Below are 25,429 nucleotides of genomic sequence, written 5' to 3' on the forward strand. Positions count from 1 at the left end.
TGTGCGGCGCAGCCAAACGGCGTAGATCCCGATCAGCACGATCACGCCCACATCGACCGGCACGAGCACCGGCAACGGGTTTTCCCAATTGTCCATGTTCGTGGTGCGGCCATAGTAAGGGGGGCCGTTGCCGTAGGCGTCCCGCAGGTTTAGAGCCGCTAACATAACCTAGACATGACGTAGCAGAAGTCGTATCGTCTGCGATATGGCAAGACGCAAAATCAGCAACGAGTTGTGGGTGGAGCTGGAACCGCTGATTCCGGAATTCACCCCATCGCCCAAGGGCGGACGGCGGCGCACGGTCGATGACCGAGCTGCGCTCAACGGCATCCTATATGTGCTGCAAACCGGTATCCCGTGGGAAGACCTCCCGCAAGAACTGGGCTTCGGCAGTGGCATGACGTGTTGGCGACGTCTGCGAGACTGGCAAGCGGCCGGTGTATGGCGCCGGCTGCATCTGGCGATGCTGCGTCGGCTGCGTGAGCACGACCAGATCGATTGGGAACGCGCCAGCCTCGATGGAGCCAGCGTCTCCAGCCCCCGGGGGGCCAGGAAACCGGCCCCAACCCGACCGACCGCGGCAAGCTCGGATCGAAGCGACACATCGTCGTAGATGCACGCGGCATTCCTCTGGCCGTCACGATCACGGGAGCCAACCGCCACGATTCGATGGCATTCGAGTCCACGCTCGATGCCATTCCTGCGGTACCCGGGCTGAACGGTCCGCCACGCAAGCGCCCGAGCAAACTGCACGCTGACAAAGGGTATGACTTCGGGCGTTGTCGACGTTATCTGAGACAGCGCGGCATCAAGGCTCGTATTGCACGCCGCGGTATCGAAAGCAGCGAACGGCTGGGCAGGCATCGTTGGGTCGTCGAGCGTACGCATGCCTGGTTCGCCGGATTCGGCAAGCTTCGAATTCGCTTCGAACGACGCCTCGATATTCATACCGCTCTGCTTGTCCTGGCTGCCGCCGTCATCTGCTCCAGATTCGTGGATGACTTGTGTTAGCGACTCTTAGCACGGTAAATGCGATCGCACCCACGGCGATGATCAGCAGCAGTACGCCTATGGTGAATTTGAGGGGCCGGCGCGCCATCAGTATTGCACCGTCAACGGAATGTAGCAGTCAGAGCCGCCGGTGGCGGCCTGTAGGTCTTTCACGAATTGCTCCATGCCAGCGTGCAGGTTGATGCAGCCCGCGCTGCCGGCATGCGTGCCGCCGTGGATGAAGAAACCACCACCGTCGAACGTGGCCGTGCCAGGCATGACGTGGATCGTGATGCGATGATCGCCCCAGGCAGCTCGTGGCGCGATGTCGTACCAGTGATTCGTCCACATCTGGGACGGTCGAATCCAGTATGTTCCGGGGGAATCGGACCTTCGCGGCGGACTTCCTCGCGTGCCTCGGAATAGTCAAACTTGCCGCTGTCGTCCGGCCTGCCTGAAACAGCCGAGTAGACGCGGGTGGGATTGCCGACCATGGTGAGGCGTCGACCATCGAAGCGAAGGGAAACGGTGCTGCGTGCGCACATGGGCGCAGTTGGCTTACCGATCTCGGCGGCATATTTGGCATGTGTCGCCCTCGGCATTTTTGTGAACGATTCTAATATTGAGGCTCGGACGAGGCAATTGCGGGCACATATGTCGCTCGTGCTACCTCGGCAAGGGGTAACGTTCCTCTGAAAATCTCGTTTTCCGATGAATGGCGCGCACGCGCGGTCAGCCGCCTGTGACGTCAAAGGCCCCGGAACGCGCCCCGCTAGGCGCTAGGGTAGCCGGCCCGATAAACCCCGGCATTAGATCGAAACCCGGCCGGATCGATGGTAGTTATATGAGCCGGGTAAAGAAAAAGGGTTACACGCTTTCGGCATGTAACCCCTTGATTTCTTTGGTCGGAGCGATAGGATTCGAACCTACGACCCTCTGATCCCAAATCGGGTGCCCCCGCTATTTTCAACGTCGTTGGCGGTAGATGAAAATTATAAGCCATTGATTTGATGTAAAATTTAATCTCATTGCAATTTTCTGTTCCGACCCACAACGCTACACATAGTAGCAAAATGGTAGCAACGATGAGCGATAGCGAGAAAAAGCAGCGGGCGGGCAAGGACGCCGTGAATTTTACGAAAGCGGCGATCGAAGCGTTGCCGATGCCAGAGAAGGGTTGGAAGTATTACTACGACACGAAGGTGAGCGGTCTTGCGATCGGCATCGGCCCGAGCGGCGTCAAGACGTTTGTTCTCTATCGGAAAGTAAATCGTAAGCCAGAGCGGATCAAGATTGGGCGCTATCCCGATCTGACGGTCGATAAGGCGAGGACGCAAGCTCTGACCCTGATCGCGGACATCGCCGGTGGGATGAATCCAGCCGAGCTGAAGCGTGCCCGCCGCGCGGAGATGACTTTTGGCGAGTTGTTTGGCCAGTACTACGAGAATCACAGCGTCCCGCACAAAAAGACGGCAGCGGAAGACAAGCAGAAATTCGAGAAATACCTTTCCAGTAATGGGGACGGTATCAACCTCGCATCGCGGCAGCTATCGGATATCACGAAGGCGACGGTTGCTCAACTGTTCACCAAGATCAGCAAAGATCACAAGGTGATGGCGAACCGGGTGCTTGCGCTTGTCAGCAGTGTCTTTGGCAAGGCGATCGAATGGGGAATCTGGAACCAGATCAATCCATGCCACGGTATCCGTAAACATAGCGAAGTCAGCCGGGATCGCTTCCTGCAGCCGGACGAGCTGCCGAAGTTTTTCGAGCAGGTCTTGGCATATCCGAATGCCACAGTGAGGGACTACATCTTGGTCAGCCTGCTGACTGGCGCGCGCAGAGGGAATGTTCTTGCGATGCGTTGGGATCAGGTGAATCTCGACCGAGCGGAGTGGCGTATCCCGGACACGAAAAATGGAACGCCGCAAAGTGTTCCACTAGTTCCGGATGTGGTGACTATTCTGCGAGCGCGGGATAAGGAGCGCAACGATTCTCCGTTCGTATTCCCAGGTTCTGGCGAGGCAGGACATTTAGTTTCACCGAAGAAAGCATGGAAGATTATTCTCGACAAGGCTGGCATTGCCGATCTTCGGCTGCACGATCTTCGCCGCACTATGGGGTCGTGGCAGGCCGGGACCGGCGCGAACCTGTCGGTGATCGGCCGGTCGCTGAATCACAAGTCGACGCAGACGACGGCAATCTATGCGCGGCTTTGGATGGAGCCGGTTCGCAATTCGATGGAGACGGCCACCACGGCGATGATGCAGGCGGCGGGACTGGTAGCAACCGACGAATCGGAATCTGAGGCCGCGGAGGAGTAAGTGCCAAACTCGACAGAAAAGTACTGGGAGCAGCAGTTTGAATTTTTGCGAGCAGAGCCTGTGGCTTGGGCTCTCGACGCGGATTCCTTGATGCGCTCGTTCGACATCGTTGCGCAGGTCGCAGAAAACGATCTTGCCGACAAGGTATGTGGAATGACAGCGAACCCATCGCCGGCTGTTACCTATGTTCCTGGGATCGGCCATAACGCACTGATGCTCGGTGCGCTCGCGGTCGAAGTCTTGCTCAAAGGTATCGCCCTGACCAACCAAACCGTGGCGGCGTCGATCAAAGCGAAGGATCGCGCCGTGACAAAGCGACTCATGAGCCATAACCTTCGCGATATCGCGCAACTGGCCGGTGTTCAACTCACCGGACCAGAGGCAGGATTGTGCGAGCGACTGGAAACATTTCTCCTCTGGGCCGGGCGGTATTCCACCCCGAAAAATCATTCCGAAATGATGCCGCGCCAGTTAGCAACAGGCGGCAGTGGTCCTCCGAACGTCTATTCAAATTTCGACTTTCAGGCGGTTCGGAATCTCACGGGTAGACTGCGCTTGTTGTTGCCGCCCATAGCAAGCGGTTCTGGCGGCGCGAATCCGTAGCGAGTCGCGTTGCGAATGGCTCGGACAGACGGATTTCTACGGTGGTAGGAGGCAGAGTATATATGCTGACGCTGATGACGGTGGTCCTGTTCGAAGCCAAGCTTAATGAAGGCCGCAGCGGCTGCAACGCTATAGGCGGGAACGGCCAGTTCGACGCAACCCGGTGGCGCGACGTACTCGCAGTCGCAGATATCCCCTGGTGTTTTTTTACGAGTCCTGCAGGTATTATTTGCTCATCGCTCGCCTGAGTGGAACTATTTCCCTAGCGGCATTGAACAATTAACCAGACGAATGGACCACGAATACACCCTACTCGACCAAGATCGCGGAAAAATCTTCCAGCTCATCGGAACAGTCATTGTTGTACTCGCTGCCATCTACAGCGCCGCCATTGGCTGGCTTGGAAAGCTTGTGGCAGCAGTTTGGCCCGACGTATGGTCGTTCGTGCCGAAGGCAGTCGACACTGGCGCGGCCTTCTCCGTGATCTATTTCGTTTTCAACAAATGGCTTTGGCGCTTTTGGCCGATCAGCCGAATTTTTTCTTTCCCGAACCTGTCTGGTGAATGGGATGTCACGGGTCAAACGCTCGGCCCGGCGGAAGCTTTGGATAACGGAAACTTCCGCAATTGGACCGGCACTCTGTCGATCCGACAGCAATGGACGAAGATTTGCGTCACGTTGCGTACCGAGCGTTCCGGTTCGTTCAGTAGGGCTGCCGCAATTCAACAGCAAGGCGATGAGATTGTGCTGATGTATTGCTATGGGAACGACCCAAATGCAAGGGCGCACGTGCAGGATGGCCTGAATGCCCATCGCGGATATTGCGAAATAAGAATCGCACCGGGGAGCACCCAAGGCGAGGGGTTCTACTTCAATAATATGGGCCGCTTTACTCACGGCTCTTTAACGATCACAAAAAGGACGTAGGGCAGCGCTATGGGTACGAGTTATCAGGATCGTCTTGCGAAGATGCGACAAAGACGACGGCCATCTGCATCAACCGGAACCTTTGCCGGAAAGTATGAAGCGAGAGCGGATTCGGCCTTTGCCATGGATTCGGCCGATGTTAAAGAGGCGTATGAAAGCAAGGGTAATGGCGACGCCACTCGATATGCGCTCGGCGCTATGGAAGCAGTCGACGCCAAGTACACATCGGTTTCGCTTGGAGAGGGTGACCGTGTGGCCAAGCAGATCAAGGACAAGCTTCCCATCGATATGCCCGTGACGACGAGGTTGCAGGGATCGCTGGCGCTCGACATTCATATTCGTGCGTCGTCAGACGTAGATATTCTGGTTTTGGCTGAGTGGTTCTTGACCCATGACAGCCCGGCGGCGCCTTCGAAGTCGTACACCGCGCTTTCGGGCAAAACCACGATCGGAGAACTGTTCGCGTTGCGCCAGCAATGCGAGACGATTCTGACGGCAGCATATCCGGCCGCGACGGTGAACATTGGCGGGGCAAAATCGATCGCCTTGGAAGGCGGATCTCTGGCGCGCAAAGTGGACGTTGTCCCTGCGCATTGGCATGACACGGGTGACTACCAGTCCACAGGACTTGAGGCGTACCGCGACGTCTTCATTTTTAACAAGGATGAATTCGCGCGGCAGAGCAACCGTCCGTTCATGCATATGCTGCTTGTCAATCATCGAGACACGGAGAGCGGGGGCGGCGCGAAGCGAGCGATCCGCATGCTCAAATGTCTGATCCGTGACTCCGATCGGGACTTCGCGCTAAGTAGCTATGATGTGGCTAGCCTCATCTACCACATGACGAAGAATGAGCTAACCGTCCCTTGGTACATGCCTCTGCAACTACTCAATCGCATCGAAAACTTTCTGTTCAGGCTCGAAACGAATCTCGGCTACGCGCGGCAGCTTAAGACGCCAGACGGGACGCGGAAAATAATCAACGAGTCGAAGAAAGAAGTGGACGTTGGCGCTTTGCGAGCCGAACTAACCGCGTTGATCGAGGCTGTTGGAACGGATTACATTTCGTACCTGCCGTTTTATCAGGACAAGACGCTTGCTCTTGACGCCGCGCGTGGCGCATTGAACGAAGCCGTAATACAGTGAGACTCCCGCATCGATGAAGCTCGGCGATGGCCGACGGGATCGGATGCCCGGCGCATCGTGACCAATATTGAGGTCGAGGAACTGGAATGGGTGATGATTACGAGTATTTTCGCAACAAGCGCGCCGATCGTGTTTATCTGAGCCGTTCGCTGTCCGATACGCAATATCGGAAGGGCGAAGACGGAAGCGTGGAGGAATTTGAGCGCCCTTTTCGCATCGTCTCCAAAGTCATCGATTGCGCTGAGTCGCACCAATTTTTTCGCGACGGTAAGCAGGTATCGCTTCGAATTACTGAAGGCGCGCGACAGGAGATCAAGGCGAAGTTCTATGAAGATACTCGCGGCGTCTCGACGTTGACTATTCAACGGTATACAGTTGAAAGCGGGAGTCCGCACGGCACCTACTTCACCTTCATTAACGACGAAATTGCGATCCTGTACAACTTCCTCAGAAACGTTCAGTTTCTGCCGCTAAAGGACGAGCAGAGCGCGAAGCTCGACGATAAGTTCGTGGAAAGCCTCGTACTGAGTCGCGAACAGGCTCTCGAACTGCTGAATCAGCAGCCTGATCTTCTTGACGAGCTGGTCCGAAGCCGGGTCACGGCACGCGACGTTGCCGAGCTTAGCCTTCGAAAGGAGCAGCTTCGCGAGTTCGAACGCTTATTGTGCGACGAGAAGCACTTTGAACAACGAAGGCTGGAGACGGGAAAAGGCGGTGGCCCCGAGGCAGTATGGCAAACGTACTTCGAAAAGAATACGTGGATTTTTGGCTACGGTCTTAACTACGTTTTCAACTCAACACTGGACGACCAAAAGCTTGAGCAGGTGGTGAGAGGACACGACATCGCAGGTGCCGGGAAGCGTGTCGATGTCCTTTTGAAAACTCATGGTCTGATCAGTGCTGTATCGTTTGGTGAAATCAAAACCCACGCGACGCCGCTTCTCAAGCAGGTTGCCAGCCCGTATCGAAAGGAATGCTGGCAAATCTCCGATGAACTTGCGGGAGCAATTGCGCAGGTACAGCGTTCGGTACAAGTTTCTCTCACCAGCATTCGATTACGGCTCGATGTAAGGGGCGACGATGGCGCTCCCACTGGGGAGACGGTATTCCTTTACCAGCCACGCTCGTTTCTCGTGATCGGGTCTCTGGCGGAATTCCGCACAAAGCACGGGATCAACGAAGAGAAGTACTCTTCGTTTGAGCTCTTCCGCAAAAGCGTCGCCGCGCCGGAAATTATCACTTTCGATGAACTCTTCGAACGAGCGAGATTCATAGTCGAGGCTGGAGAGCACAAGCGCCGCGACGCGTGAGAGTCTCGTGCGTTGCGTAGCCCAGGCTAACGTATGTCGGCGTGATCGGCGCAAGCACGTTTGACCGTCGCAGTTCCGACGCCGAACTTCTCGGCGGTTTCGCGGATGCTCGCGCCATTCTCTGCTCGCCATGCTTTGATCGCCGCGTAGTCGTGTGACCGTGCGCGGCCCCTGTATTTCCCTTCCGCCTTCGCGATCGCCACCCCGCGACGCTGCATCTCGGCGCGGTTGAGGTAGTCGGCTTCGCCCTGCGCTGCCATGAACGCAAGGATCGCGTCTCGCGTCGCTTTCTCGATGGGGTCCTTTGCCTTCCCGTCGAACACCATCCCGTTGAGCGTGCATTCGACACGCACACCCAATTCCATAAGTCGGCGCATGGTTGCGTGTAGCTCGTCATAGCGGCGGCTGATCCGGTCCAGCCAACGCACGATGAGAATGCCGCCGTGCCGCAAATCGTGTTCGGCTTTGCGCCACTGTTCCCGCGCGTCAGGAGCCACGTGATAGCCGCTCACGCCCTCATCGATGAAAACATCATTGTCCTGCACGCCGTGGGCTCTGGCGTCCTCATACTGGCTCGCGGCTGACTGACCGTCCGTGGTCGAAATCCGCCCGTAATAGAGTTTGCGCATGGCTCAAAAGGGATTATTTGAATGCATGGATCAATTTTATCATGGATCAAATGACCGGTTGATCCTGTTGATCCATGTTCAAACGTCCTGGCGCTTGGCCCGTTACGGTGTACCCAAACGAGCTAAGGAGTCGACCGTCTTCCTTGGAATGACCGCGCTCGCCCGGTGCGAGCTGAAACAGATCAAGAGCGTGCGATATCCGGCCCGGCTTGTTCTAGCGATATTCGATGTATGCACCGCACCCTAGCGCCGGTAGGCCCTTCGGCGTACCTCCGCTGCCGCCAATCTCGCCTCCACAATGTCCATTTTTTCAAATACAATCGAGGCTCCAAAAACGGACACGGAGTCCTCATATGCCGGCGGTCGTGCATCAGAAATTCGAAGAAGTCGAATCGCGGCTCTCGCAACTCGGCCTCACCCGCGACATCTTGATCGAGATCGTGCAGGCGTGCGTCGCAGGAGACGCCGGCTGTACTGACAATGACCCGCCGGGCGCGCCAGGCTACTCATCGTGGCGGTATGGCGTGCGTCGAAGCCGCGAATTGCTTCGGCCGCTCGGTTGGCTCAAGGACAATACCGGCGGCTATGCGACCTGCCTGAACCGCGATAAAAAGGTGCGGCTGGCCATCATGAACGCCGATGACGGAGCTGGAATTCCCGACCGCGTCCCGCAGAACCGCTCCAAGAAAGGCCCCAACTCCGAGCGTGCGGCGTTCAACAATAAACAGGTCCATCAATTTGCGCTGCCGGATGCCGACGATTGGCCAGTTCCCGAGGGGGAAGTGTCGGCCACCGATCTCAGCGAATACGCGACATGGCATGTTTGTGTTTTCATCAAGGGCGACAACGTTCAGGCCGAGTTGACGTTGCTTGGCGATTTCGACGGCGGTTACGCTTCCGAGTGTCTTGAGAAGATCATCCTCGTGGCTCCCGGTGAGTGGAACATTCCGATCCGCGATCAGAATAGCAGTGACGATGATGACGATCTCGACGCATTCCCTATCGAAGTAACCCGTAAGTAAGTATGTTTAATCCAAGCCGACTGAGTCTCGCTAGGCGTCGACGCAAGTTCACGAAAAAAGCTCTTGCTGAGACACTAGGTTGCGATCAGAAGACAATCATTCGGTATGAAAGCGGCGAAGCAGAGCCGCCCGAAGATAGTTTGAATTCGCTTTCGAAGGTGTTGAATTTTCCGGTTGCCTTCTTCTCCGGAAACGACATCGATGAACCTCAACCGGAAGCTGCTAGCTTCCGGTCGATGAGCACGATGTCTGCTCGCGAAAGAGATGCGGCACTCGCCGCGGGCGCTTTTTCATTCATTCTCAGCGACTGGGTGGATGCGCGATTTCATTTGCCTTCACATGACCTCATCGACTGTAAGGACAGTGCCGATCCCGAAGCTGCGGCACGGGTTTTGCGCGAGAAGTGGGGGCTTGGAGATCGCCCGATTACGAACATGGTTCATCTCCTCGAGGCCAAGGGCGTGCGAGTGTTTTCGCTTGCGGAAAACACGAAGACCGTCGATGCCTTTTCGATGTGGAGGAAGGAAACCCCCTACGTTTTCCTGAACACGTTTAAGACATCGGAACGCAGCAGATTCGATGCTGCTCACGAACTCGGACACCTTGTCCTGCACAAGCACGGTGGCCCACAGGGCGGTAGGGTTGTCGAAGATGAGGCGAACCAATTTGCCTCGGCGTTTCTGATGCCAGAAGGAGACGTGAAAGCGCGACTTCCTCGAATCAATGCGGTAAACCAGATAGTGGAAGCCAAGAAGCGATGGCGAGTATCGGTCGCCGCATTGAACTATCGACTCCATCGATTAGGCGTTACCACCGACTGGCAGTACCGCAATTTCTCGATCCAGATATCGCAACTTTATCGGCAATCCGAGCCGTATTCGGTCGAACGCGAAACCTCCGTGGTTTGGGACAAGGTACTACAGATGTTGCGCGCCGAGGGCATGACGAAACACGCGATCGCGAGTGCGCTGTCACTGCCGGTCGTGGAATTCGACAACCTTGTGTTCCGTCTCACCAACTACCATAGTATCGAGGGCGGCGGGGCTACTCGAGGTAAGAGCAAAGCCAAGCTGAGCGTCGTTTAGCCAAGCAACGAGAAGTATGGCCGCTGCGTCGCACCCGAAATGTTGACCGAGTCGCCGATTCTGATTCGCAAGCAACTCAACCAGTAATCCCTCCGTGCCAGCGCATCGACCGGCCTTGGCGATACCGCCAAGGCCCACTGTGCGCGGCGCACCATCGCCGATGGCAATGACATAGCCGGGCCGGCAGGGCAACGCGCGCGTGCTTCATGCCTCGTCGTCCACTCCACTCATGCGGTATTTGATGTCGTAGTTGATGATGAAGTCGGTTTCGTCGTCGGAGAACCGAAACGCCTTTGCTAAGTCCTGATCGATGGCGTCGATAAAACGCTTGCTTCTTTTGGGGATGATGCATTCGATCTCAAGGCGATCATGCCGAAAACGCATGGTCCGCGTGTCTGCGGTCGCACGCAGATTCGCCATTAAATCCTTCGAATGCCCGTCGAGTCCGTTGACTAGTTGGGCCTGGCCATGCAACACGTCTGGAAACGGCATCGCGTCGATTTCCCTCTTGTTGAGATGGCGACAGTCCGAAAACACCGTCATGAACCAATAGAACAAGTTCGAATTCAGCAATGCAAGTGCAGCTGACTTTTCTTCCGGGCTAGCGAAGACAAGGGGCTTGAATTCGCTAGGCGGACGAAGACTGCCGGAACCGTCAACGACACGGGGTTGAAAGTCCAAGACCTGCAGAAAATAGCCAACCTTACGCGAGAAGTTGATTGAGTGGGGGCCGGCCCGTAATGCTCGGGCGCCAACTGTCATTGAGCAAGACGAAAGCTTATCGAGGATTGTCAGCTCGTGGGCCGACGTTAGCTTAGGCACTGCATTCCTGACGATTCTTTCTTTGGCCTGCACATATGCCAAGCGCTGGAACAGCGTACTGCGCTCCTGACTTGTCCACTTATGGTAGCGCGTCGAATGCCAACCCGGCGCGTTGTGGGATAGCAGAAATATTACGAGTCTAATGTGCTCAAGTCCGTCGAACAAACGCGATGGCCGATCATCGTAGCAACTGACATGGACATTCATGCTACGGTATTTTTGCTGTAGCGATTTGTAGCCGTCAGTCGAAATTGACGAGACCGGCACGATGTAGCCCTGTCGGCCCGTCGACGCATTCAAGGCGAGGCATCGCTCCAGAACCACGGGATAGACATTTCCGCAGTCGGTGCAGGAATACCCTTTTGTGTCGTATTGGTCGATCTCGGAAAGCTGAATGTACGGTGGATTTCCGATCAATACGTCGAACCCTCCTTCGCGCATGACGCCGTAGAACTCTGCGAACCAGTGGAAAGGCTGATGGGTTTCGCGCCATGTCCTGAAATTCTTCGGCCGGTCAGGGTCGATGCCGTAATCCCGGGACAGATACCGGTCAAGTTCGAGGGCCATTTCGCCAAGTTTCTCGCGCAGTCGCGCTTTTTCCCCGGACCTGACCAGCTTCTCACCATGCTTGGTCTGCTGTTCGCGAAAGCGGTCAAACAAGTCGGCCAGATCGGCGATGCTGGCCTTGATCTCGTTGCGGTGTTCGGCATCGGAGGCAAGGTTTTCCGCCGCGTCGAACTGTGCCTCGTTGGCATAGCCGACTAGCGTGTTGCCGCAGCGAATGTTGAAGTCGATGTCGGGCAGCGGCTCCAATTGAACCGCTCGGTCGACCTGCGAGACGAGCTTTAGAAACAGCCGCAGCTTACAGATTTCCACCGCTTCGGCCATGATGTCAACGCCGAATAGGTTGTGCAGGATGATGCTCTTGTAGACGAAGTAACGACGCGAGGGGTGCTTGTCGACTTCCGCCAGCACTTTGACAAAATCCGCGTCGCAGGTTTTGCCCAGCTTCTTCGCATCCTCCACAAATCCCTCCATCCGATCCAGGCAGCCTTCGTAAAGCGGCTCTAGGATATTGAGGGCCGCGAACAAGAAAGCACCCGACCCGCAGGTCGGGTCTAGGATGGTGATGCCGTGACGAAACTTCTCTTTTGCCGTTTCCGGTACGCGACCAACGATTGTCTGCCACACGGCGCGTAGCAGATCGGGACTAGAGCAATTATCGACCACATCCTGCATGAACTGGCGGATGTCGAGATTTAGCGTGACCAGAGCGTCAATTGTCCGCACCTCGCCATTGGCGAGCCGCTCCCGAAGTTCGAGTGCGCGCGTCCTTCGCTCCACATACTCGCGCCATGTTTCGGTGGGCAGCGTTCCGCGCTCGCCAGTAGCGGTCGTGAACACCGCTTCGCCGAGGTTGTAGCTCTTGTCGAACATACGTGCCTTGGCGTCCTTCATGCCTTTGGATACGAAGTCCGGCAGCGCGGATTCGGGCACAATCTCGCCTGCTGCGTCGATGACGCCAGTTTTCACGGCGGGATATATATAGCGATGGGGGGCATCTCGCAACAGATTCCAGACGGATGCTTCGCCGTCGAATGCGACCTTGCATCGCTCCTGCGCTGCTTCAAGCAGGTGAGGAATCACGGTGTTCTTACTGATGTACTCAGTGATGTCCTCCTTGGTGTAGTACGCCCCCATTTGTTTCTGATTGATGTACTTCTCGAAGATGTAGCCCAGCACGTCGGGGTTGATCTCGTTGCCGCTCTTCAGAGGACGATCGTCGAGATGCCAGTCCCAGCCATCGAAGAAGGCGAACAAACGCTCGAACGCTTCATCGGGAATGTCGATGCTGGGGTTGGCCTCTTCCAGAGCATGCACCTCGAACAACCCGCCGTTCAGATAGGGGACGTCACCGATCAGACCGGAAAGATCGGACTTGCGCTCGTTCTTTGGTTGCCCCAGCCCCTCGTGAAACAGCCGGCGCAGAAATTGCCGGTAAAAATTATGAAATTTACCTTTGCCGGCTGCCTCCCGGACGGCACGCAGCCGATCGACCAAATAGTCGGGATTGCCATCAAGAAATCCTCTTCGTTGGATGAAGTAGACAAACATCAGGCGGTTGAGCATCAATGAGGCATACCAAGCTTTGTCTGCCGTGCCGGCGAGCCCTTTGATGAAATCAGCGAAAGCTTCGTGCTGTTCCTTGAACCGGTCGTAGAAACTCCTCGATATACGATCGCGGTCAAAGGCACGCTTTAGGCCAGAAATTACATCAGTGAGCGTGATCGCTTCTTCCTCTTCCAGCGACCAAACGATGGCCTCCAGCTTCTGGCGAAGCGACTCTCCCGTCTGCCCTTTGTGCCAAGTGTGGGTACGGGTAGCCGCGGGTTGGCCCGGCGCGCGTGCGACCCACAGCCAAGTTTGTGTGGTCTGCGCCGCATCGACGAATACGAGCAGGTGTTCGTGCGCGAGCTTTCCGACCTCCTTCTCGATCTTCAGCAACACAGCACGGGCCGGTATGGTGCCGTCCGTGCCTGGCGAGCATTGGAAAACGGTTACGCCGCGCTTCTGGGCGACCGCCGTCACGGTGTAGCGCTCGCCATTGACGGCGATTTCCTGAGGTCCGATTCGCGCGTGATCCCAGCCGAGTTCGTTGAAAAGCTGTTCGAGCCTGCATTCGGCGAGCAGTTTCTGAAAGCGTGCGGCGTCGATGGTCATGACGTTGTTATCTAAGGTTAAACGAGGCCCATGGAGCAGATGAGCTTGGGTTCGCGCTGTCCTTCCTGCTCGTCAATGACGCACAGGCGGCCGTCCTCGCGCAGGCTCAATACAAGCTCGGCGAGCTTGTGGTCGTCGATGCCGGCCTTGAGTTGGCGGTTGAGCGTGTCGGTCGCAGTCGGATAAAGCGGATAGCGGTAAATCTCCTCCAACGCGCGGTCGATCTCGCGCACGTGCGCGTCGGTGATAAAGAGATCACGCCTTTCGCCAAGTGTTTGGCGATAGCGTTTCAATCGCTCGTAAGTTTTGAAGCGCGCGCCGGAGGGACGACCTAGTGCCCCGCCACTAGATTTCTCCTCTTCGACGATATGCTGCATGCCCCGCGCAGTAAGTTCGTGATGATTCTGGGCGCGCGGCAGTGCTGGCGTGTCTGCGGCGCATGCGGCGGCCTTGAGGATAGTCAGCTGGGACTGTGTGACGGATTTGCCCGACTCGTCAATCCAGCTCAGAGCGTCGTTGCCCTGACCGGTGCGCAGGTAGACCAGCACGCCCCGGGGTGCCTCGGGTGTCGGGGCGTGTCCCTTGGTCGCATAAACGACATTAGGCATGGCCTCGATTTTGGCGGCGAGCGACGGATCGGCGTCACATGCGTTCTTCCATATTTGATAGGCATATGAGGCCAAATCGACCTCAGTGTCGCCATCGTCGTCGAGGATGCTGCTCTTCTCGTTGTAAAGATCGAGGATGCGCTCATCGGGCTTGTCGTCGTCGAAGAAAGCTTCGTCTGAACCGACGACCTCGGCGTTCTCGATCAAGCGCTGGCGCACGCGGGCACGAAGTCGAATCAACCTTTCCACACCATCGGCTGGCACGAAGGAATAGCACAGTATCTCGGCCGCCTTCTGGCCGATGCGATCCACACGGCCTGCGCGTTGGATGAGCCGGATGATGGCCCACGGCAGATCGTAATTCACGATGACAGCGCAGTCCTGAAGATTCTGGCCCTCGGACAGCACATCGGTCGCGATCAGCACGCGCAACTCGTCAGCGGGACGCACTTGGTCTCGCTTGCCACTCGATTCCGGCGAAAAGCGCCAGGCTAAGGCGGTGGGATCGACGCTCTGGCCGGTGGCTTCTTCGATCTGCTTGATTCCTCGGGCGACAAGCTGGGCTTTAAGGTAGCGGGCTGTATCCGCAAATTGGGTGAAGACCAACAGCTTTTCCTTGCTGTGCTTCTTGCCGATGAACTTAGCCAGTTCTGCCAACTTGGCGTCATGCTCGGGATTCCACTCGCCGCAGAAAGCGAGGACTTCAAGTAGCGCTCTGGCGTCGGTCTTGAGGTGCTTGGCTAGGTCCTTGGTAAAGAACGCCGCAGGCAACCATTTGAAACGGGATTTCAGCGGACCAGCGTAGGCTGCGTAGACCTTCGCGGCATGGGCCTTGTGCGCTGATTCGGACCGTAGGCCTGTAATGTTGTCGGGCGAACCGACATCTTCCCCGCTCCCGCTATCGTCGTCTGCGCCCAGGGTCGTTTCCGGGTCCTCGTCGTAGTAACGAGTATCGAGCAGTTCCGCACCCTGGGTGCCCAGAGGAATGTCCAGCCCGTTTTCCAAAGCATGCAGCACCACATAATTGCGTAGGATGTGTCGCTCGATGGAGAGCAGGAAGGCAGGGCCGGCCGATTCTAGCCGCTTGAACAGATTCGTGCGGCAGAAGCCCATTAGGTGCGTGCCAGCGCGCGACAGGCCATCGATGATGCGCACTTGCTGTGGAGTCGGCGTGAGCCCGGTCTTTAGATAATTGCCTAGTCCGTAGCGCGGCAATATGAGTGCATTGATAGTCGCCACGACGCTGGTCGAATAAAACCGGGCGTAGGGATCCGTCGGATCGTTGTCGTCGATGTGGAACTTCAGGTTCTTCGGTACGCGCTTGGGAAAATAGGACTTCGAGCCGTCGGCGAATTGTAGGTACTTGCCCCGGGCGTCTTCGTGCGCGTAATGCTGCATGATGAAGCTGCGGGTGCGCCGTACCATGTAGAGGCGCATCAGGTCACGCCAGTCGTCGGCCTCTTCGCTTTTCTCGAATGCGGCGAGGGACCGTACTGGACACTGGTGACGGCGAATGAATTCGTGCTCGCCACCGAGACGGGCAATGAGCTTCTCGGGACGAATGCCAATGTCAGCGTCCTCCCGCAGAAAGAGCCCAAGCTGTGCGGACAGATCAAGATAGGTTTTGTTGTAGGGGGTCGCTGAAAGCAGGACGCAGAGGCTGTCGTTCCGCTCCACATAGTCGCGGATGACCTTCCATCGTTTACCCTCTCGGTTTCGCAGGTTGTGCGACTCGTCAATTAGCAGGACGCGATAGCGGCGCGTGTTCTCCGGCAACTCCTGGATCGCCCTGGAAAGCGAGAGTACCTTGGCGTGCAGACGATATCGGTGGGCATAGTCTTCCCACATCGGCACAAGGTTTTTCGGGCATAGGATCAGAGTTTCGGTGCCGAAATCGTCTTCGAAGACCTTGGCCAATGCTGTCGCCATCATCGACTTGCCCAAGCCAACGACGTCGCCGATCAGCACGCCGCCACGCTTGTGAAGATGGTGGGCCGCGATCTTTACCGCCGCCACCTGAAAGTCGAAGAGGGTATTGCCGAATACCGCAGGGATGTGGAACTCGGACAGGCCGGCGCGCGCTTCCTGCGCCAGGTGATAAGCCATTTTGAGATAGACGCGGTACGGCGGCACCAACTGCTCGCCGGCCCAACTCTGGTCGATGATGTCGGCGAGTTCCATCGATATGTCGAGGCACCAGCGGTCGCGCCAGCGGTCCTCGAACCAGTCGGCCAGCTTCGCCGTGGCATCGGAATCCATGACGTCCACATTTAGTTCGCCTTGGTGGGCGAGCCCGGCCAACGTCAGATTGCTGCTCCCTAGATAGCCGACAACAGGGTTGATCGGGTCCCGGCGAAAAAGGAGATAAAGCTTGGCGTGCAGAGGATGGCGCAAGTGAACGCTGACGGTCAACTTCCCGGCCCGGAGCTGGCTGGAGAGTTGACGCAAGACTGCCTCGTCCTCGTTGGTGGGCACGCCAAATGTCAGTTGACTGCGGAAGTCTTCGGCGATCTTGCGCTTTTCGCGGATGGCGGTCTGGTTGTCGAGAGCCTCGCCGTCATCTCTGGCGCGAAGGGCACGACGCAGTTCGTCGGAGGGAGTGACGTGCATGCCGACGAGGAGCCGACAGCATTGCCCCTCTCCCCCGGCCCATCGATCGACATAGCCCGAAAGGTGTTTCCAACCGCGCAGGTTGAAGTACCCCACGCAGAAATCCGCACGCTCGGCAACCTGGAGGGTGTCTCGAAGCGCGGGAAGCAGGGCCTTGTCAATGTTGTCGAAGATTTTTGGCATGGGCCGTCCCGCCTAATCTTTTCATCTCATATATCGAAGGCGGTAATTTACCGGAACACCTTGCACAATCCAAAGGAATTCCGGCAGGGATGAGATGCCGTTGTCCGCGCATGTAACCAGAACGCAAACGGAACGGCGAACGCCGTCGTGCCGTCGCCTGTCCGAATAACCATCAATCGCTTCCGCCGACACGAGGCATTGACCATCGATCGAGCCTCTGCTGCCGTTGGCATACGGCCTGAAACGGCCTAATTTGCTTAAAAAATGAGCAAAATGGGACGATCCCCGTCTGTACTCAGAGACGAAAATGTCAATTTCAAACATTGCAAAGCTTTCGGTGACGAAATCCGGTCTCTCGGGGCGGCTGGCGAGTCCTGCCAAACCCACCCCTTACCCGGCTCACGCGGAGCCGCTGTAGGGCGGGAGATGGGGCAGACGGGGACTTTCCGTGCCCGGAAGTCCGAGCGGGAATGATTCGCAGCATTGGATAAGCAAAAATTACCGATTGAATTTCTCGACCCTGTTCTTTTTGTTGTTTTTATGCTACATTTGCGCCACTGGGCAGACGTTTTTAGCTAACTGCTGGCCGTTTGTAGGGAAATTCGTCCCGTTCGAGGCATCAACCTAGTCTTTGCCTGCGTAGTTATGCCTCCGACCTGAGCGGACGCGTCACGGAGTCTTGCAAATCACCCCGCAGCGTTCCTCGCGTCACTGAGCCGCCCCAAAGGCACCTCGCGTTCCCCGTTTTTTTCAAATCGAGATTCCACCGGACGCCCGTCCGGAGATAACGCTCGCCTTGCTGATAAGGAAACCTAATTATGAACAGAAAAACTAGCGTACCGCTTTTCTCTCTTGGCCGAACGGTGGCAACGACCGGTGCGCTCGCCCTTCTGGATCGAACCGGTACCTATGGCACCAACCTGTTGAACCGGCATCAGGGGGGCGATTGGGGCATCGTCTGCCCCGCCGACGCGAAGTTGAACGACAACGCAATTACTGACGGAACTCGCATTGTCAGCGCCTATGAACTTGGCGTTAGACGTGAGTTGTTGTGGATTGGAGCAGCCCCCTGAAACACCGGACACAGTCACCCACTTACAATAACGGGTAGGTATAAGACCGTGTTTTTGACTCACACCAGGCAGGAAGTGATGGACGTGTTGACGGGCCCGGAGCGTCGGCGGCGCTGGACGGCAGAGCAAAAGCTGGCGATGGTTCGCGAGAGTTTCGAGCCGGGGAAATCGGTTTCGATGGTAGCGCGCCAGCACGGCGTGAATCCGAACCAGCTCTTTCACTGGCGCAAGCTGTACCAGGATGGAAGCCTGTCGGCGGTCAAGGCTGGCGAGGAAGTGGTTCCGGCCTCGGAGTTGGCCGACGCGCTCAAACAGATTCGCGAGCTGCAGCGCATGCTCGGCAAGAAGACGATGGAGAACGAGATTCTTCGCGAGGCTGTCGAATACGGCCGGGCAAAAAAATGGATAGCGCACTCGCCATCGTTGCCGGAGGACAGCCAGTGAAACTGGTCTGCGAAGTCCTCGGCGTGTCGCGCTCGAACGTATCGGCACGCAGGTCGCGCGAGGCGACTTGGCGCGACGGGCGGCAGCCCAGATCGACCCACGATGCACCGGTGGTCGAGGCTATTGAGCGGGTTATCAGCGACTTGCCCAGCTACGGATATCGACGCGTATGGGGGACGTTGCGCCGCGAGCGTATCGCGGCGGGACAGGCACCGCTGAACGCCAAGCGCATTTACCGCGTAATGCGCACGCATGGCCTGCTGATGCAACGCAGAGCGGCACCGGTTCGGCCGCAGCGCCGTCACGATGGCAAGGTTGCGGTGGAGCGCAGCAATCAGCGCTGGTGTTCCGACGGCTTCGAGTTTCGCTGCGACAACGGCGAGCCGTTGCGCGTGACGTTCGCGCTCGACTGCTGCGACCGCGAAGCGATGAGCTGGGCGGCCACGACGGCCGGCCATAGCGGCGACATCGTGCGCGACGTGATGCTGGCTGCGGTGGAAAGCCGATTTGGGGATGTGCTGCATACCGAGTCCGAAATCGAGTGGCTGAGCGACAACGGCTCGGGCTATACGGCCGAGGAGACGCGTCAGTTTGCGGCGCTGCTCGGCCTGAAGCCGTTGACCACGCCGGTGTGCAGCCCGCAGAGCAACGGCATGGCGGAAAGCTTCGTGAAGACCATGAAGCGCGATTACGTCGCTATCATGCCGAAGCCGGACGCAGCGACCGCGGCCAGGAATCTGGCCATCGCATTCGAGCACTACAACGAAAAGCATCCCCATAGCGCGTTGAAGTACCGCTCGCCTCGCGAGTTTCGACGTTCGACGGATTCAGCAACCTAAGTGGGTGCCGTGTCCTGAGTTACGGGGGCAACTCCATGGATCATCACCGAGGCCGATCGGCGCGTAACGACGCTGCTGTTGCCGAGTGAATACTGATGGAATTCACCGTGCAGAAACTCCTTGCCAAATTGCGGCCCGGTCGGCGTCTGACGATTGTTGGCTCAAATGTTCCTGCGTTCAGTTTTCAGGGAGCGTGGGACGGCGGTTGCGCACTGCACGCCACAGCAATGGCAATTGCGATACTAGGCCACCTGTCCGATCCCCTGCGCGTGCCGTCAAGACGACACGGCCCGGAAGCAGCATTCTGGGAACTCGCTTGGCCATTCTACCTATCGGGCGTCACGCTGGAGGAACTGGAGGCGCTGATCTTGGAGCTTGACTGGGGGCTCCGGCCAACCGTATTCGAAGGGTCACATGCGAACGTTCTTCAGTTTTGCGAGCAGGAGCTATTGGCCGGTCGGCCAGTGATTGTCACGTTGCAGCGGTTGCGCCGGGCCGCTCTGCATGCGGTCCTCGCCGTCGGAGTCGAGGGGCGGCAGACCGGCCGGGCGTTCGAAGCACATTCGCTGCTGTTGATCGACTCCGCAGAAACCGAGCCTGTATTGGCGGTCCACAACGCACGACTGACGTGGGCAACGGAACGGTGCGGCAAACCAAACGGATATGCGCGATATGCCACGGCATTCGATGAGCGGAAGGCCGCGCTCGTGGGGGCGATGTCGATCCGAAGTGGGAAGCCGCAGTAGCAGCAACAGTCTATCGCAGGGGTCTGCGCCGGGGCTGCGGTGCTGTACCACGACGATGCTCACCAGATGGTTTGAGCGCCAGAGCCAGCGGCTCAAACAGGTCCGCAAGGGTGATGTTAAGCACGTAGCAGATAGTCGCGAGCGTCTCCACCGTCGGATTTGCCACTCCACGCTCGATGGCGCTGACGCGGGTCCGGTCCAGGCCGGCTTCGTACGCGAGTTCCTCCTGTGACTTGTCTGCTTTGATCCGGCACGCCTTGACGCGCTCGCCCACTGCCGTTGCCACCGGACTACGCCGGTCACGGATTTTCGGTTTCTCACTCATGCCACAAAGCATGCGGACATGATGTCTATGAAACCACGCTTTAAAAGCATCAAATTATTGGTGCTTTTAAGCATCGTTAACGATAAACTGGTCGCGCTCCTGGCGCGGCGGGTTCAGGAAAAGGACGCAGGACATGACGCACAAGCAGCGCGACCAAATCGCCGTCAGTTACAAACACAACAGAGGAAACCAAAAACCGTGAACATTCCGCGATTTTCAGCCGTCATTCTGGCCGCCGTCGTACCCGTAATTGCGCATGCGCAGATGAACCAGATTTTTGGGGCTCTTCATTCAGCTCAAGACGCCGTCACGGAAGTGAAAAATCTGATGCCGCAGCAGGACACCGCCCAGCAGCAGGCGCAGCAAGCTCAACAGCAACGGGTCGACTATCTGAAACAGCACCCGCCGTGCAACGCCAACTGCCCGCTTGACGCTGATGACAAGCAAAAATATGAGGCTATGCAGCGGCGCGATCAGCAGGAAGGGCAGCAGCAGCTCGACGCCGCTCAGAGGATGATCGGAATGTGCCCCGACCTGGCCAACCCGAAGTACAACAGAGCTGAGCAATTTATCCGATGCCGGAACAAGGGACTGTCTGAAGAGCAAGAGATGACCTATGTCGGCGGATTTCCGCTTCTCGCCCAAGCCTATCTTTCCTCGATGGTTCAGGATGTCTTCGAAGACAACGTGACCGATCCACGGAGAGGGAAGGAAATTACCGACTACTACCTCGGCTGCTTCGATCGTGGCGTGCCTTGTAGTCGGCGAAAGTGGTAACTGCCTACGTGTTGATGCCCGCCCGTGTTGATAAGGGCGGGCAGCGCATCACCGACCACTGGCGAATCCGCCGCTCACACCAGGAAATGAAAGTGAAACGCATACTGAAGCGCCCGACCTTCGTTGGTTCCCCCTATCTCGTCGCCATGCTGCCGCTGATTTTGGCGGCGTGCTCGAAGCCCGTTAGTACCTCAGATGTCGCTGCACCGGCCTCAGCGGTTTCCAACACGGTCGAGGCATTGTCTGAGCCATCGGCATCCGCGCCGTCTCCGGCTGCGTCGTCAGTCTCGGCCGCCTCTGATCCGGGCGCGAACCCGAAGGGCGGGGATGAGGATGCCGATGCACAGGAGGCAGACGAGAGTGGCGCACCGGTCGGCACTGTCATGAAAGCCGATGTGTCATCGGACGGAAGCATGACGACGCCGTTCGGCAAGCTCACGGTCAGCGCCGATAACGCACTCATGCTTGATGGCAAGGCCGTGAACCCACGCGTCGAAGGCAACAACTCGCTGAGCTTCGTGGCACAGGTTGCCTTGAAGAACCGCCGTGCGGTGCTAGTTCAGAACAATGGTGGAACGGCGTGTCCTGCCACGTATCAGTGGGTGATCGTTTCGGACGGCGGCAACACCGTCAGCCCGGACTTCGGTTCCTGCTCCGATCTGGCGAAGGTCTCGACCGCATCCGGTGTACTTGTCGTAACCATGCCCGGCTTCGCTGGCGACGCCGAACCAGCCGCTGAGCGAAAGCGTGCCGCGCGAAAACGGATGACATATGCGTACGACGGCAAAACGCTAACGGAGAACGGCAAGCCTGTCAGTGTCCCGTGACGAGGAGCGTAGGCCGTATGACATGCATGTAGCTTACCTCGCGAACTGCATGCGTGAAACGGCAATGCGCGGCGCAGTGATCTATCAATACGGTCGGCAGAGGCAGCATCGACTGACGTTCCGAGACGCCGGTAACTTCGGTTCGCAGCAGACCTACATTCAATTCAAAAAGGAGCTCGGGATGAGTTCACCTGGAGACCAGACCAATGCCCCGGCTGCAACGCCGGAGACGACCCCAGCAGTTAGAAGGAGTAGGCTCGGAACAGCAATATGGATCGTCGTCGCGCTCATTGTCGAGTTCTTCGCAGTGGTGGTGTACATGTCGCCGCACGCCCACCTGATGCCTCTCAAGTTTTTCCTCCTGTGGTTCTCCGGTACGTTCCTCGGATACGCCGGCGTTCGACTGGGTGATGCCGTGCGTCGGATCGCCAAGCCAGACATCCTCGTCGTGAGCGGCGGCATTTCGGATGCGTTATGGGTTCGGATTTGCTGGAGTATCGGTCCGCAGATCGTCGGCCTCTACGTTGGTGCTGTCGGCGGCACCAGCATTTTGGTTGGGTGGTTCGTGTAAATCGCGGAGAACGAGCCGTCCAGAGGGCGGCTCGCAACTGCTGACGGCAGCGGAGTACGCGTTGCTCCGCAGCCTAAGCCATCAGCCGACACGGCGAACTCTGCCGCGCATTGGTGCTGTCGACGCGATCGTTGTACGCTTCACGCCCAGATTCAAGAGATCAGGCGCGATGCGTCGGAGTTTCGCGCCGGTCGTTGAGTGCGTGAGGGTAGAGACGTGCAGCTTGCCAGGCCTCGATGCCGACACGTTTCGCTCACCGTTATCGCCATCACGCGCGCCGAACGCTTCGATCGGAAAAATCCCGCTGCAGCGCAGCGCATCACACGCCTGTTCCATCATCCTTTCCGGCTTCCACCATTTGGCGCAGCGCGAACGCCAGAACGCGTTCACCTTCTGCACATCCGGCGTGCCCTTGTAGTGGTCGAGCGCAGCCTTCACGCCGCGATCACGGCAGAGCGACATGAACGCATCCAGCAACTTTTTCGGCAGCGGTTTGCCCGTTCCATTCAGATCGGCAAATGTGAAGCGAGCAAACCGGTTCGCCATCTTGTGCAGATCACTCAGAGACAGCCCCTTCAACTGCATGCCGCGGACCTCGACGCGAACGAGCGGCGGCGCACCGTGCAGTTGATCCAACTGCTTGATGAAATATGCTTTCAACGGTTCGTTGCGAAGACCGTGCTTTGCGATGGCCTCTATCGCTCTGTGGCGGCGCTCGATGTTCTTGTCGTAGACGGTCGTCATATAAGGGCTCTTTTCGCTCCCGAAGTTGTAGGTCTCGACAACCCCTTTCTTGACGGTCTTGCCGAAGACGGTGAACTGCTGCGCGTACTGATACGAGACCAGCAAGCGATCCAGGCGCGCGTCCACGATATCGACGGCGAAATCGATGCGGTTGATCAGAGCACCCCGAAGCACCCTCTTGTAGGCGGGACCGACGATGCGCTCCATGACTTCGTGGAAGTGCTCCATGTCGCCAGGCTCGAGCTTTGACGGGTTCAACGATACGGAGATGCCTCCCTTCTGGCGTGCAGGATCACGCGCTCCGATCCAGACAGTCGCAGCAAATTCGCCCGACAGAGGGATAGAAAAAACGAAGCGATAACGACCGCGGTTGGCGAACGTGCCCTTGCATGTACCGTTTTCGATCTCTGCCTGAATGCGGCGGCGGGCGCGCTCGAACATGAGCTGGTGATTGTCACCGGGATTAGCAGCCCAAGGAAGCACGAAGCGAAGATAGTCGACAAAAGGTCGCTTCGGAATTGGTGTCTTGATATGCGGCGGCATGAAGGCTCCTTGGAAATAGATTGAGCAAGCGTTCTTATGGAAAGCACGATTGCATCTACACAGTGCGACGATGGATATTTGATAAGTATGCCTATTCGAATTGCGAGAGCAGACATCTGGGACGCGAGCATGCACGGTGACGATGCCCAATGCTTTACAGTTTTCTCGGAGAGGGTAAGTTTCAGCGTTTTCGCGGTGAGGTGGCGAGTCGGCTGCTATACATATAGATAGTAGGGAGTTACTCTCTTATTAGTCTCTCCGAGCTGATGCCGAATGTCGCGTGCGGATGAAGCGCGCACTGCAGGCTGTGATCGGGAGCCGGAGAGGGTAAGTGAGCGACTTTCCTCTTCGGCGTTGCGTTGGTTGCATAAGTTGTAGAAGTTCAGACTTGATCTGACAGTAAGGCCTTGCCAAGAGGCGGGGTTACCCGTTTTGATAGAGGTGCGAATCTTCATCAAAACAGCGCGCAAGCGCCAAGGAGTAACCCCGTGAGTAGTCTCAACCAAAATGTCATCCGCCACAAGATCGGTCTGCTGAATCTGGCCGCCGAGCTGGGCAACGTGTCGAAAGCCTGCAAGGTGATGGGGCTGTCGCGCGATACGTTCTACCGCTATCAGAACGCCGTGGCCGAGGGCGGCGTCGATGCCCTGTTCGACAGCAATCGGCGCAAGCCGAATCCCAAGAATCGAGTCGATGAAGCGACGGAAATCGCCGTGCTGGCCTATGCCATCGAGCAGCCCGCCCACGGGCAGGTTCGGGTCAGCAACGAATTACGCCGGCGCGGCATTTTCGTGTCTGCATCCGGCGTTCGTTCGATCTGGCTGCGTCACGCGTTGTCGTCCTTCAAGCTGAGGCTCGTGGCGCTGGAGAAGCAGGTCGCTGAAAAAGGCATCGTGCTGAGCGAGGACCAGGTGGCCGCGCTGGAAAGAAAGCAGGACGACGATGTGGCTCATGGCGAAATCGAAACCGCTCATCCCGGCTATCTGGGCTCGCAGGACACGTTCTACGTGGGCACGATCAAGGGCGTAGGCCGGATTTACCAGCAGACCTTCGTCGACACCTACAGCAAAGTGGCGATGGCCAAGCTGTACACGACCAAGACGCCGATCACGGCGGCCGATCTGCTCAATGACCGGGTGTTGCCGTTCTTCGAGGAGCACGGCATGGGTGTGATCCGCATGCTGACCGATCGAGGCACGGAGTATTGCGGCAAGCCGGAATCGCACGATTATCAGCTGTACCTGGCGCTGAACGACATCGAGCACACCAAAACCAAGGCGCGACATCCGCAGACCAATGGCATCTGCGAGCGGTTCCATAAAACCATCCTGCAGGAGTTTTATCAGGTCGCGTTCCGCCACAAGCTCTATCTGACGCTGGCGGAACTGCAGGTCGATCTCGATACTTGGCTGATGTACTACAACGGCGAGCGAACGCATCAAGGTAAGATGTGTTGTGGTCGCACGCCTTTGCAGACGCTCATCGCGGGCAAGGAGGTGTGGAAGGAGAAAGTGAGCCACCTGAATCTGATCTGACAGTCACGCACCGTCGGAACGGGTA

The 25,429-nt window shown here is 57.5% G+C and carries 22 protein-coding genes; 16 read left to right on the forward strand and 6 right to left on the reverse strand.

Features of this window, described 5'->3' with window-relative positions:
• The first annotated feature begins 205 nt into the window (after positions 1 to 205).
• Positions 206 to 1,011, forward strand: a protein-coding gene (locus tag KS03_RS30365; protein ID WP_085962370.1) for an IS5 family transposase whose coding sequence is annotated in 2 segments (ribosomal slippage) — positions 206 to 536 and positions 536 to 1,011 — 807 coding nt in all. Because the reading frame shifts where the segments join, the coding sequence is not laid out codon by codon here.
• Positions 1,012 to 1,098: 87 nt separating this feature from the next.
• Here the strand turns inward: KS03_RS30365 and KS03_RS32905 are convergent.
• On the reverse strand, positions 1,099 to 1,341 hold the full coding sequence (locus KS03_RS32905) for a L,D-transpeptidase family protein (RefSeq protein ID WP_012735239.1): 243 nt from the start codon (positions 1,339 to 1,341) through the stop codon (positions 1,099 to 1,101).
• 734 nt (positions 1,342 to 2,075) lie between these two features.
• On the opposite strand from KS03_RS32905, the gene KS03_RS23055 reads away from it, so the two are divergent.
• From KS03_RS23055 to KS03_RS23065, 6 genes are all read left to right on the forward strand, one after another.
• Positions 2,076 to 3,314: a tyrosine-type recombinase/integrase gene (locus tag KS03_RS23055; protein WP_045678893.1), complete on the forward strand. Its 1,239-nt coding sequence runs from the start codon at positions 2,076 to 2,078 to the stop codon at positions 3,312 to 3,314.
• The gene (locus tag KS03_RS31635; RefSeq protein WP_127913965.1) at positions 3,315 to 3,917 is read left to right on the forward strand and encodes a hypothetical protein; all 603 of its coding nucleotides are present in this window, start codon (positions 3,315 to 3,317) and stop codon (positions 3,915 to 3,917) included.
• A gap of 62 nt (positions 3,918 to 3,979) precedes the next feature.
• Entirely contained in the window at positions 3,980 to 4,165 is a 186-nt protein-coding gene (locus KS03_RS31640) for a hypothetical protein (protein WP_127913964.1), read from the forward strand.
• A gap of 43 nt (positions 4,166 to 4,208) precedes the next feature.
• Complete coding sequence (locus KS03_RS31645; protein ID WP_017432384.1) at positions 4,209 to 4,844, forward strand: Cap15 family cyclic dinucleotide receptor domain-containing protein; 636 nt, start codon at positions 4,209 to 4,211, stop codon at positions 4,842 to 4,844.
• Between the two features lie 9 nt (positions 4,845 to 4,853).
• A complete protein-coding gene (locus KS03_RS23060; protein WP_045678894.1) occupies positions 4,854 to 5,990 on the forward strand; it encodes a nucleotidyltransferase family protein in 1,137 nt (378 codons plus the stop codon).
• Between the two features lie 86 nt (positions 5,991 to 6,076).
• Positions 6,077 to 7,300 carry a Shedu immune nuclease family protein gene (locus tag KS03_RS23065; protein ID WP_017432381.1) on the forward strand — a complete coding sequence of 408 codons (1,224 nt, stop codon included), beginning with the start codon at positions 6,077 to 6,079 and terminating at the stop codon, positions 7,298 to 7,300.
• Between the two features lie 26 nt (positions 7,301 to 7,326).
• Here KS03_RS23065 and KS03_RS23070 read toward each other — a convergent pair whose 3' ends face one another.
• A complete protein-coding gene (locus tag KS03_RS23070; RefSeq protein ID WP_017432380.1) occupies positions 7,327 to 7,929 on the reverse strand; it encodes a recombinase family protein in 603 nt (200 codons plus the stop codon).
• Between the two features lie 353 nt (positions 7,930 to 8,282).
• On the opposite strand from KS03_RS23070, the gene KS03_RS32910 reads away from it, so the two are divergent.
• Positions 8,283 to 8,951 (forward strand): hypothetical protein, encoded by a 669-nt coding sequence (locus tag KS03_RS32910; protein WP_017432379.1) that lies wholly within the window; start codon positions 8,283 to 8,285, stop codon positions 8,949 to 8,951.
• 2 nt (positions 8,952 to 8,953) lie between these two features.
• The gene (locus tag KS03_RS23085) at positions 8,954 to 10,036 is read left to right on the forward strand and encodes a helix-turn-helix domain-containing protein (RefSeq protein WP_042967288.1); all 1,083 of its coding nucleotides are present in this window, start codon (positions 8,954 to 8,956) and stop codon (positions 10,034 to 10,036) included.
• Between the two features lie 204 nt (positions 10,037 to 10,240).
• Here the strand turns inward: KS03_RS23085 and KS03_RS23090 are convergent, their stop codons facing one another.
• Both KS03_RS23090 and KS03_RS23095 read right to left on the reverse strand, forming a co-directional pair.
• Positions 10,241 to 13,579: an Eco57I restriction-modification methylase domain-containing protein gene (locus KS03_RS23090; protein WP_045678895.1), complete on the reverse strand. Its 3,339-nt coding sequence runs from the start codon at positions 13,577 to 13,579 to the stop codon at positions 10,241 to 10,243.
• Positions 13,580 to 13,596: 17 nt separating this feature from the next.
• Complete coding sequence (locus tag KS03_RS23095; RefSeq protein ID WP_045678896.1) at positions 13,597 to 16,980, reverse strand: helicase-related protein; 3,384 nt, start codon at positions 16,978 to 16,980, stop codon at positions 13,597 to 13,599.
• Between the two features lie 818 nt (positions 16,981 to 17,798).
• Between KS03_RS23095 and KS03_RS30375 the strand changes: the two genes are divergently transcribed.
• The 3 genes from KS03_RS30375 to KS03_RS30380 all read left to right on the forward strand — a co-directional run bounded on the left by KS03_RS30375 (position 17,799) and on the right by KS03_RS30380 (position 20,082).
• Entirely contained in the window at positions 17,799 to 18,053 is a 255-nt protein-coding gene (locus KS03_RS30375) for a hypothetical protein (RefSeq protein WP_080942766.1), read from the forward strand.
• 78 nt (positions 18,054 to 18,131) lie between these two features.
• A protein-coding gene (locus KS03_RS23105; RefSeq protein WP_085962364.1) for an IS3-like element ISBugl1 family transposase occupies positions 18,132 to 19,336 on the forward strand; the annotation gives its coding sequence in 2 pieces (ribosomal slippage) (positions 18,132 to 18,447 and positions 18,447 to 19,336; 1,206 coding nt in all).
• A gap of 95 nt (positions 19,337 to 19,431) precedes the next feature.
• Positions 19,432 to 20,082 carry a hypothetical protein gene (locus KS03_RS30380; RefSeq protein WP_232252267.1) on the forward strand — a complete coding sequence of 217 codons (651 nt, stop codon included), beginning with the start codon at positions 19,432 to 19,434 and terminating at the stop codon, positions 20,080 to 20,082.
• A gap of 10 nt (positions 20,083 to 20,092) precedes the next feature.
• Here the strand turns inward: KS03_RS30380 and KS03_RS30385 are convergent, their stop codons facing one another.
• Entirely contained in the window at positions 20,093 to 20,419 is a 327-nt protein-coding gene (locus KS03_RS30385; RefSeq protein ID WP_080942767.1) for a helix-turn-helix transcriptional regulator, read from the reverse strand.
• A gap of 6 nt (positions 20,420 to 20,425) precedes the next feature.
• On the opposite strand from KS03_RS30385, the gene KS03_RS23110 reads away from it, so the two are divergent.
• The 3 genes from KS03_RS23110 to KS03_RS29010 all read left to right on the forward strand — a co-directional run bounded on the left by KS03_RS23110 (position 20,426) and on the right by KS03_RS29010 (position 22,582).
• Entirely contained in the window at positions 20,426 to 21,184 is a 759-nt protein-coding gene (locus KS03_RS23110; RefSeq protein WP_232252265.1) for a hypothetical protein, read from the forward strand.
• Positions 21,185 to 21,276: 92 nt separating this feature from the next.
• Complete coding sequence (locus KS03_RS31650; protein ID WP_127913963.1) at positions 21,277 to 22,011, forward strand: hypothetical protein; 735 nt, start codon at positions 21,277 to 21,279, stop codon at positions 22,009 to 22,011.
• A gap of 49 nt (positions 22,012 to 22,060) precedes the next feature.
• Entirely contained in the window at positions 22,061 to 22,582 is a 522-nt protein-coding gene (locus KS03_RS29010; RefSeq protein ID WP_145961913.1) for a hypothetical protein, read from the forward strand.
• An 81-nt stretch (positions 22,583 to 22,663) separates the two neighbouring features.
• Here the strand turns inward: KS03_RS29010 and KS03_RS23125 are convergent, their stop codons facing one another.
• Entirely contained in the window at positions 22,664 to 23,869 is a 1,206-nt protein-coding gene (locus tag KS03_RS23125; RefSeq protein WP_127913961.1) for a hypothetical protein, read from the reverse strand.
• A 488-nt stretch (positions 23,870 to 24,357) separates the two neighbouring features.
• On the opposite strand from KS03_RS23125, the gene KS03_RS23130 reads away from it, so the two are divergent.
• Positions 24,358 to 25,404: an IS481 family transposase gene (locus KS03_RS23130; RefSeq protein WP_015877383.1), complete on the forward strand. Its 1,047-nt coding sequence runs from the start codon at positions 24,358 to 24,360 to the stop codon at positions 25,402 to 25,404.
• Positions 25,405 to 25,429: the final 25 nt, after the last annotated feature.

The sequence above is a fragment of the Burkholderia glumae LMG 2196 = ATCC 33617 genome (genome assembly GCF_000960995.1).
GTDB lineage: Bacteria > Pseudomonadota > Gammaproteobacteria > Burkholderiales > Burkholderiaceae > Burkholderia > Burkholderia glumae.

What these genes read in the sequence shown, in the direction of transcription:
- KS03_RS31645 (WP_017432384.1), top strand. Translation starts at nt 4,209, where the DNA reads ATGGACCACGAATACACCCTACTCGACCAAGATCGCGGAAAAATCTTC.
- KS03_RS23060 (WP_045678894.1), top strand. Translation starts at nt 4,854, where the DNA reads ATGGGTACGAGTTATCAGGATCGTCTTGCGAAGATGCGACAAAGACGA.
- KS03_RS23070 (WP_017432380.1), bottom strand. Translation starts at nt 7,929, where the DNA reads ATGCGCAAACTCTATTACGGGCGGATTTCGACCACGGACGGTCAGTCA.
- KS03_RS23095 (WP_045678896.1), bottom strand. Translation starts at nt 16,980, where the DNA reads ATGCCAAAAATCTTCGACAACATTGACAAGGCCCTGCTTCCCGCGCTT.
- KS03_RS23055 (WP_045678893.1), top strand. Translation starts at nt 2,076, where the DNA reads ATGAGCGATAGCGAGAAAAAGCAGCGGGCGGGCAAGGACGCCGTGAAT.
- KS03_RS23085 (WP_042967288.1), top strand. Translation starts at nt 8,954, where the DNA reads ATGTTTAATCCAAGCCGACTGAGTCTCGCTAGGCGTCGACGCAAGTTC.
- KS03_RS30385 (WP_080942767.1), bottom strand. Translation starts at nt 20,419, where the DNA reads ATGCTTTGTGGCATGAGTGAGAAACCGAAAATCCGTGACCGGCGTAGT.
- KS03_RS30375 (WP_080942766.1), top strand. Translation starts at nt 17,799, where the DNA reads ATGAACAGAAAAACTAGCGTACCGCTTTTCTCTCTTGGCCGAACGGTG.
- KS03_RS30380 (WP_232252267.1), top strand. Translation starts at nt 19,432, where the DNA reads ATGGAATTCACCGTGCAGAAACTCCTTGCCAAATTGCGGCCCGGTCGG.
- KS03_RS32910 (WP_017432379.1), top strand. Translation starts at nt 8,283, where the DNA reads ATGCCGGCGGTCGTGCATCAGAAATTCGAAGAAGTCGAATCGCGGCTC.
- KS03_RS32905 (WP_012735239.1), bottom strand. Translation starts at nt 1,341, where the DNA reads ATGTGGACGAATCACTGGTACGACATCGCGCCACGAGCTGCCTGGGGC.
- KS03_RS31640 (WP_127913964.1), top strand. Translation starts at nt 3,980, where the DNA reads ATGCTGACGCTGATGACGGTGGTCCTGTTCGAAGCCAAGCTTAATGAA.
- KS03_RS29010 (WP_145961913.1), top strand. Translation starts at nt 22,061, where the DNA reads ATGCGTGAAACGGCAATGCGCGGCGCAGTGATCTATCAATACGGTCGG.
- KS03_RS23090 (WP_045678895.1), bottom strand. Translation starts at nt 13,579, where the DNA reads ATGACCATCGACGCCGCACGCTTTCAGAAACTGCTCGCCGAATGCAGG.
- KS03_RS23110 (WP_232252265.1), top strand. Translation starts at nt 20,426, where the DNA reads ATGATGTCTATGAAACCACGCTTTAAAAGCATCAAATTATTGGTGCTT.
- KS03_RS23065 (WP_017432381.1), top strand. Translation starts at nt 6,077, where the DNA reads ATGGGTGATGATTACGAGTATTTTCGCAACAAGCGCGCCGATCGTGTT.
- KS03_RS23125 (WP_127913961.1), bottom strand. Translation starts at nt 23,869, where the DNA reads ATGCCGCCGCATATCAAGACACCAATTCCGAAGCGACCTTTTGTCGAC.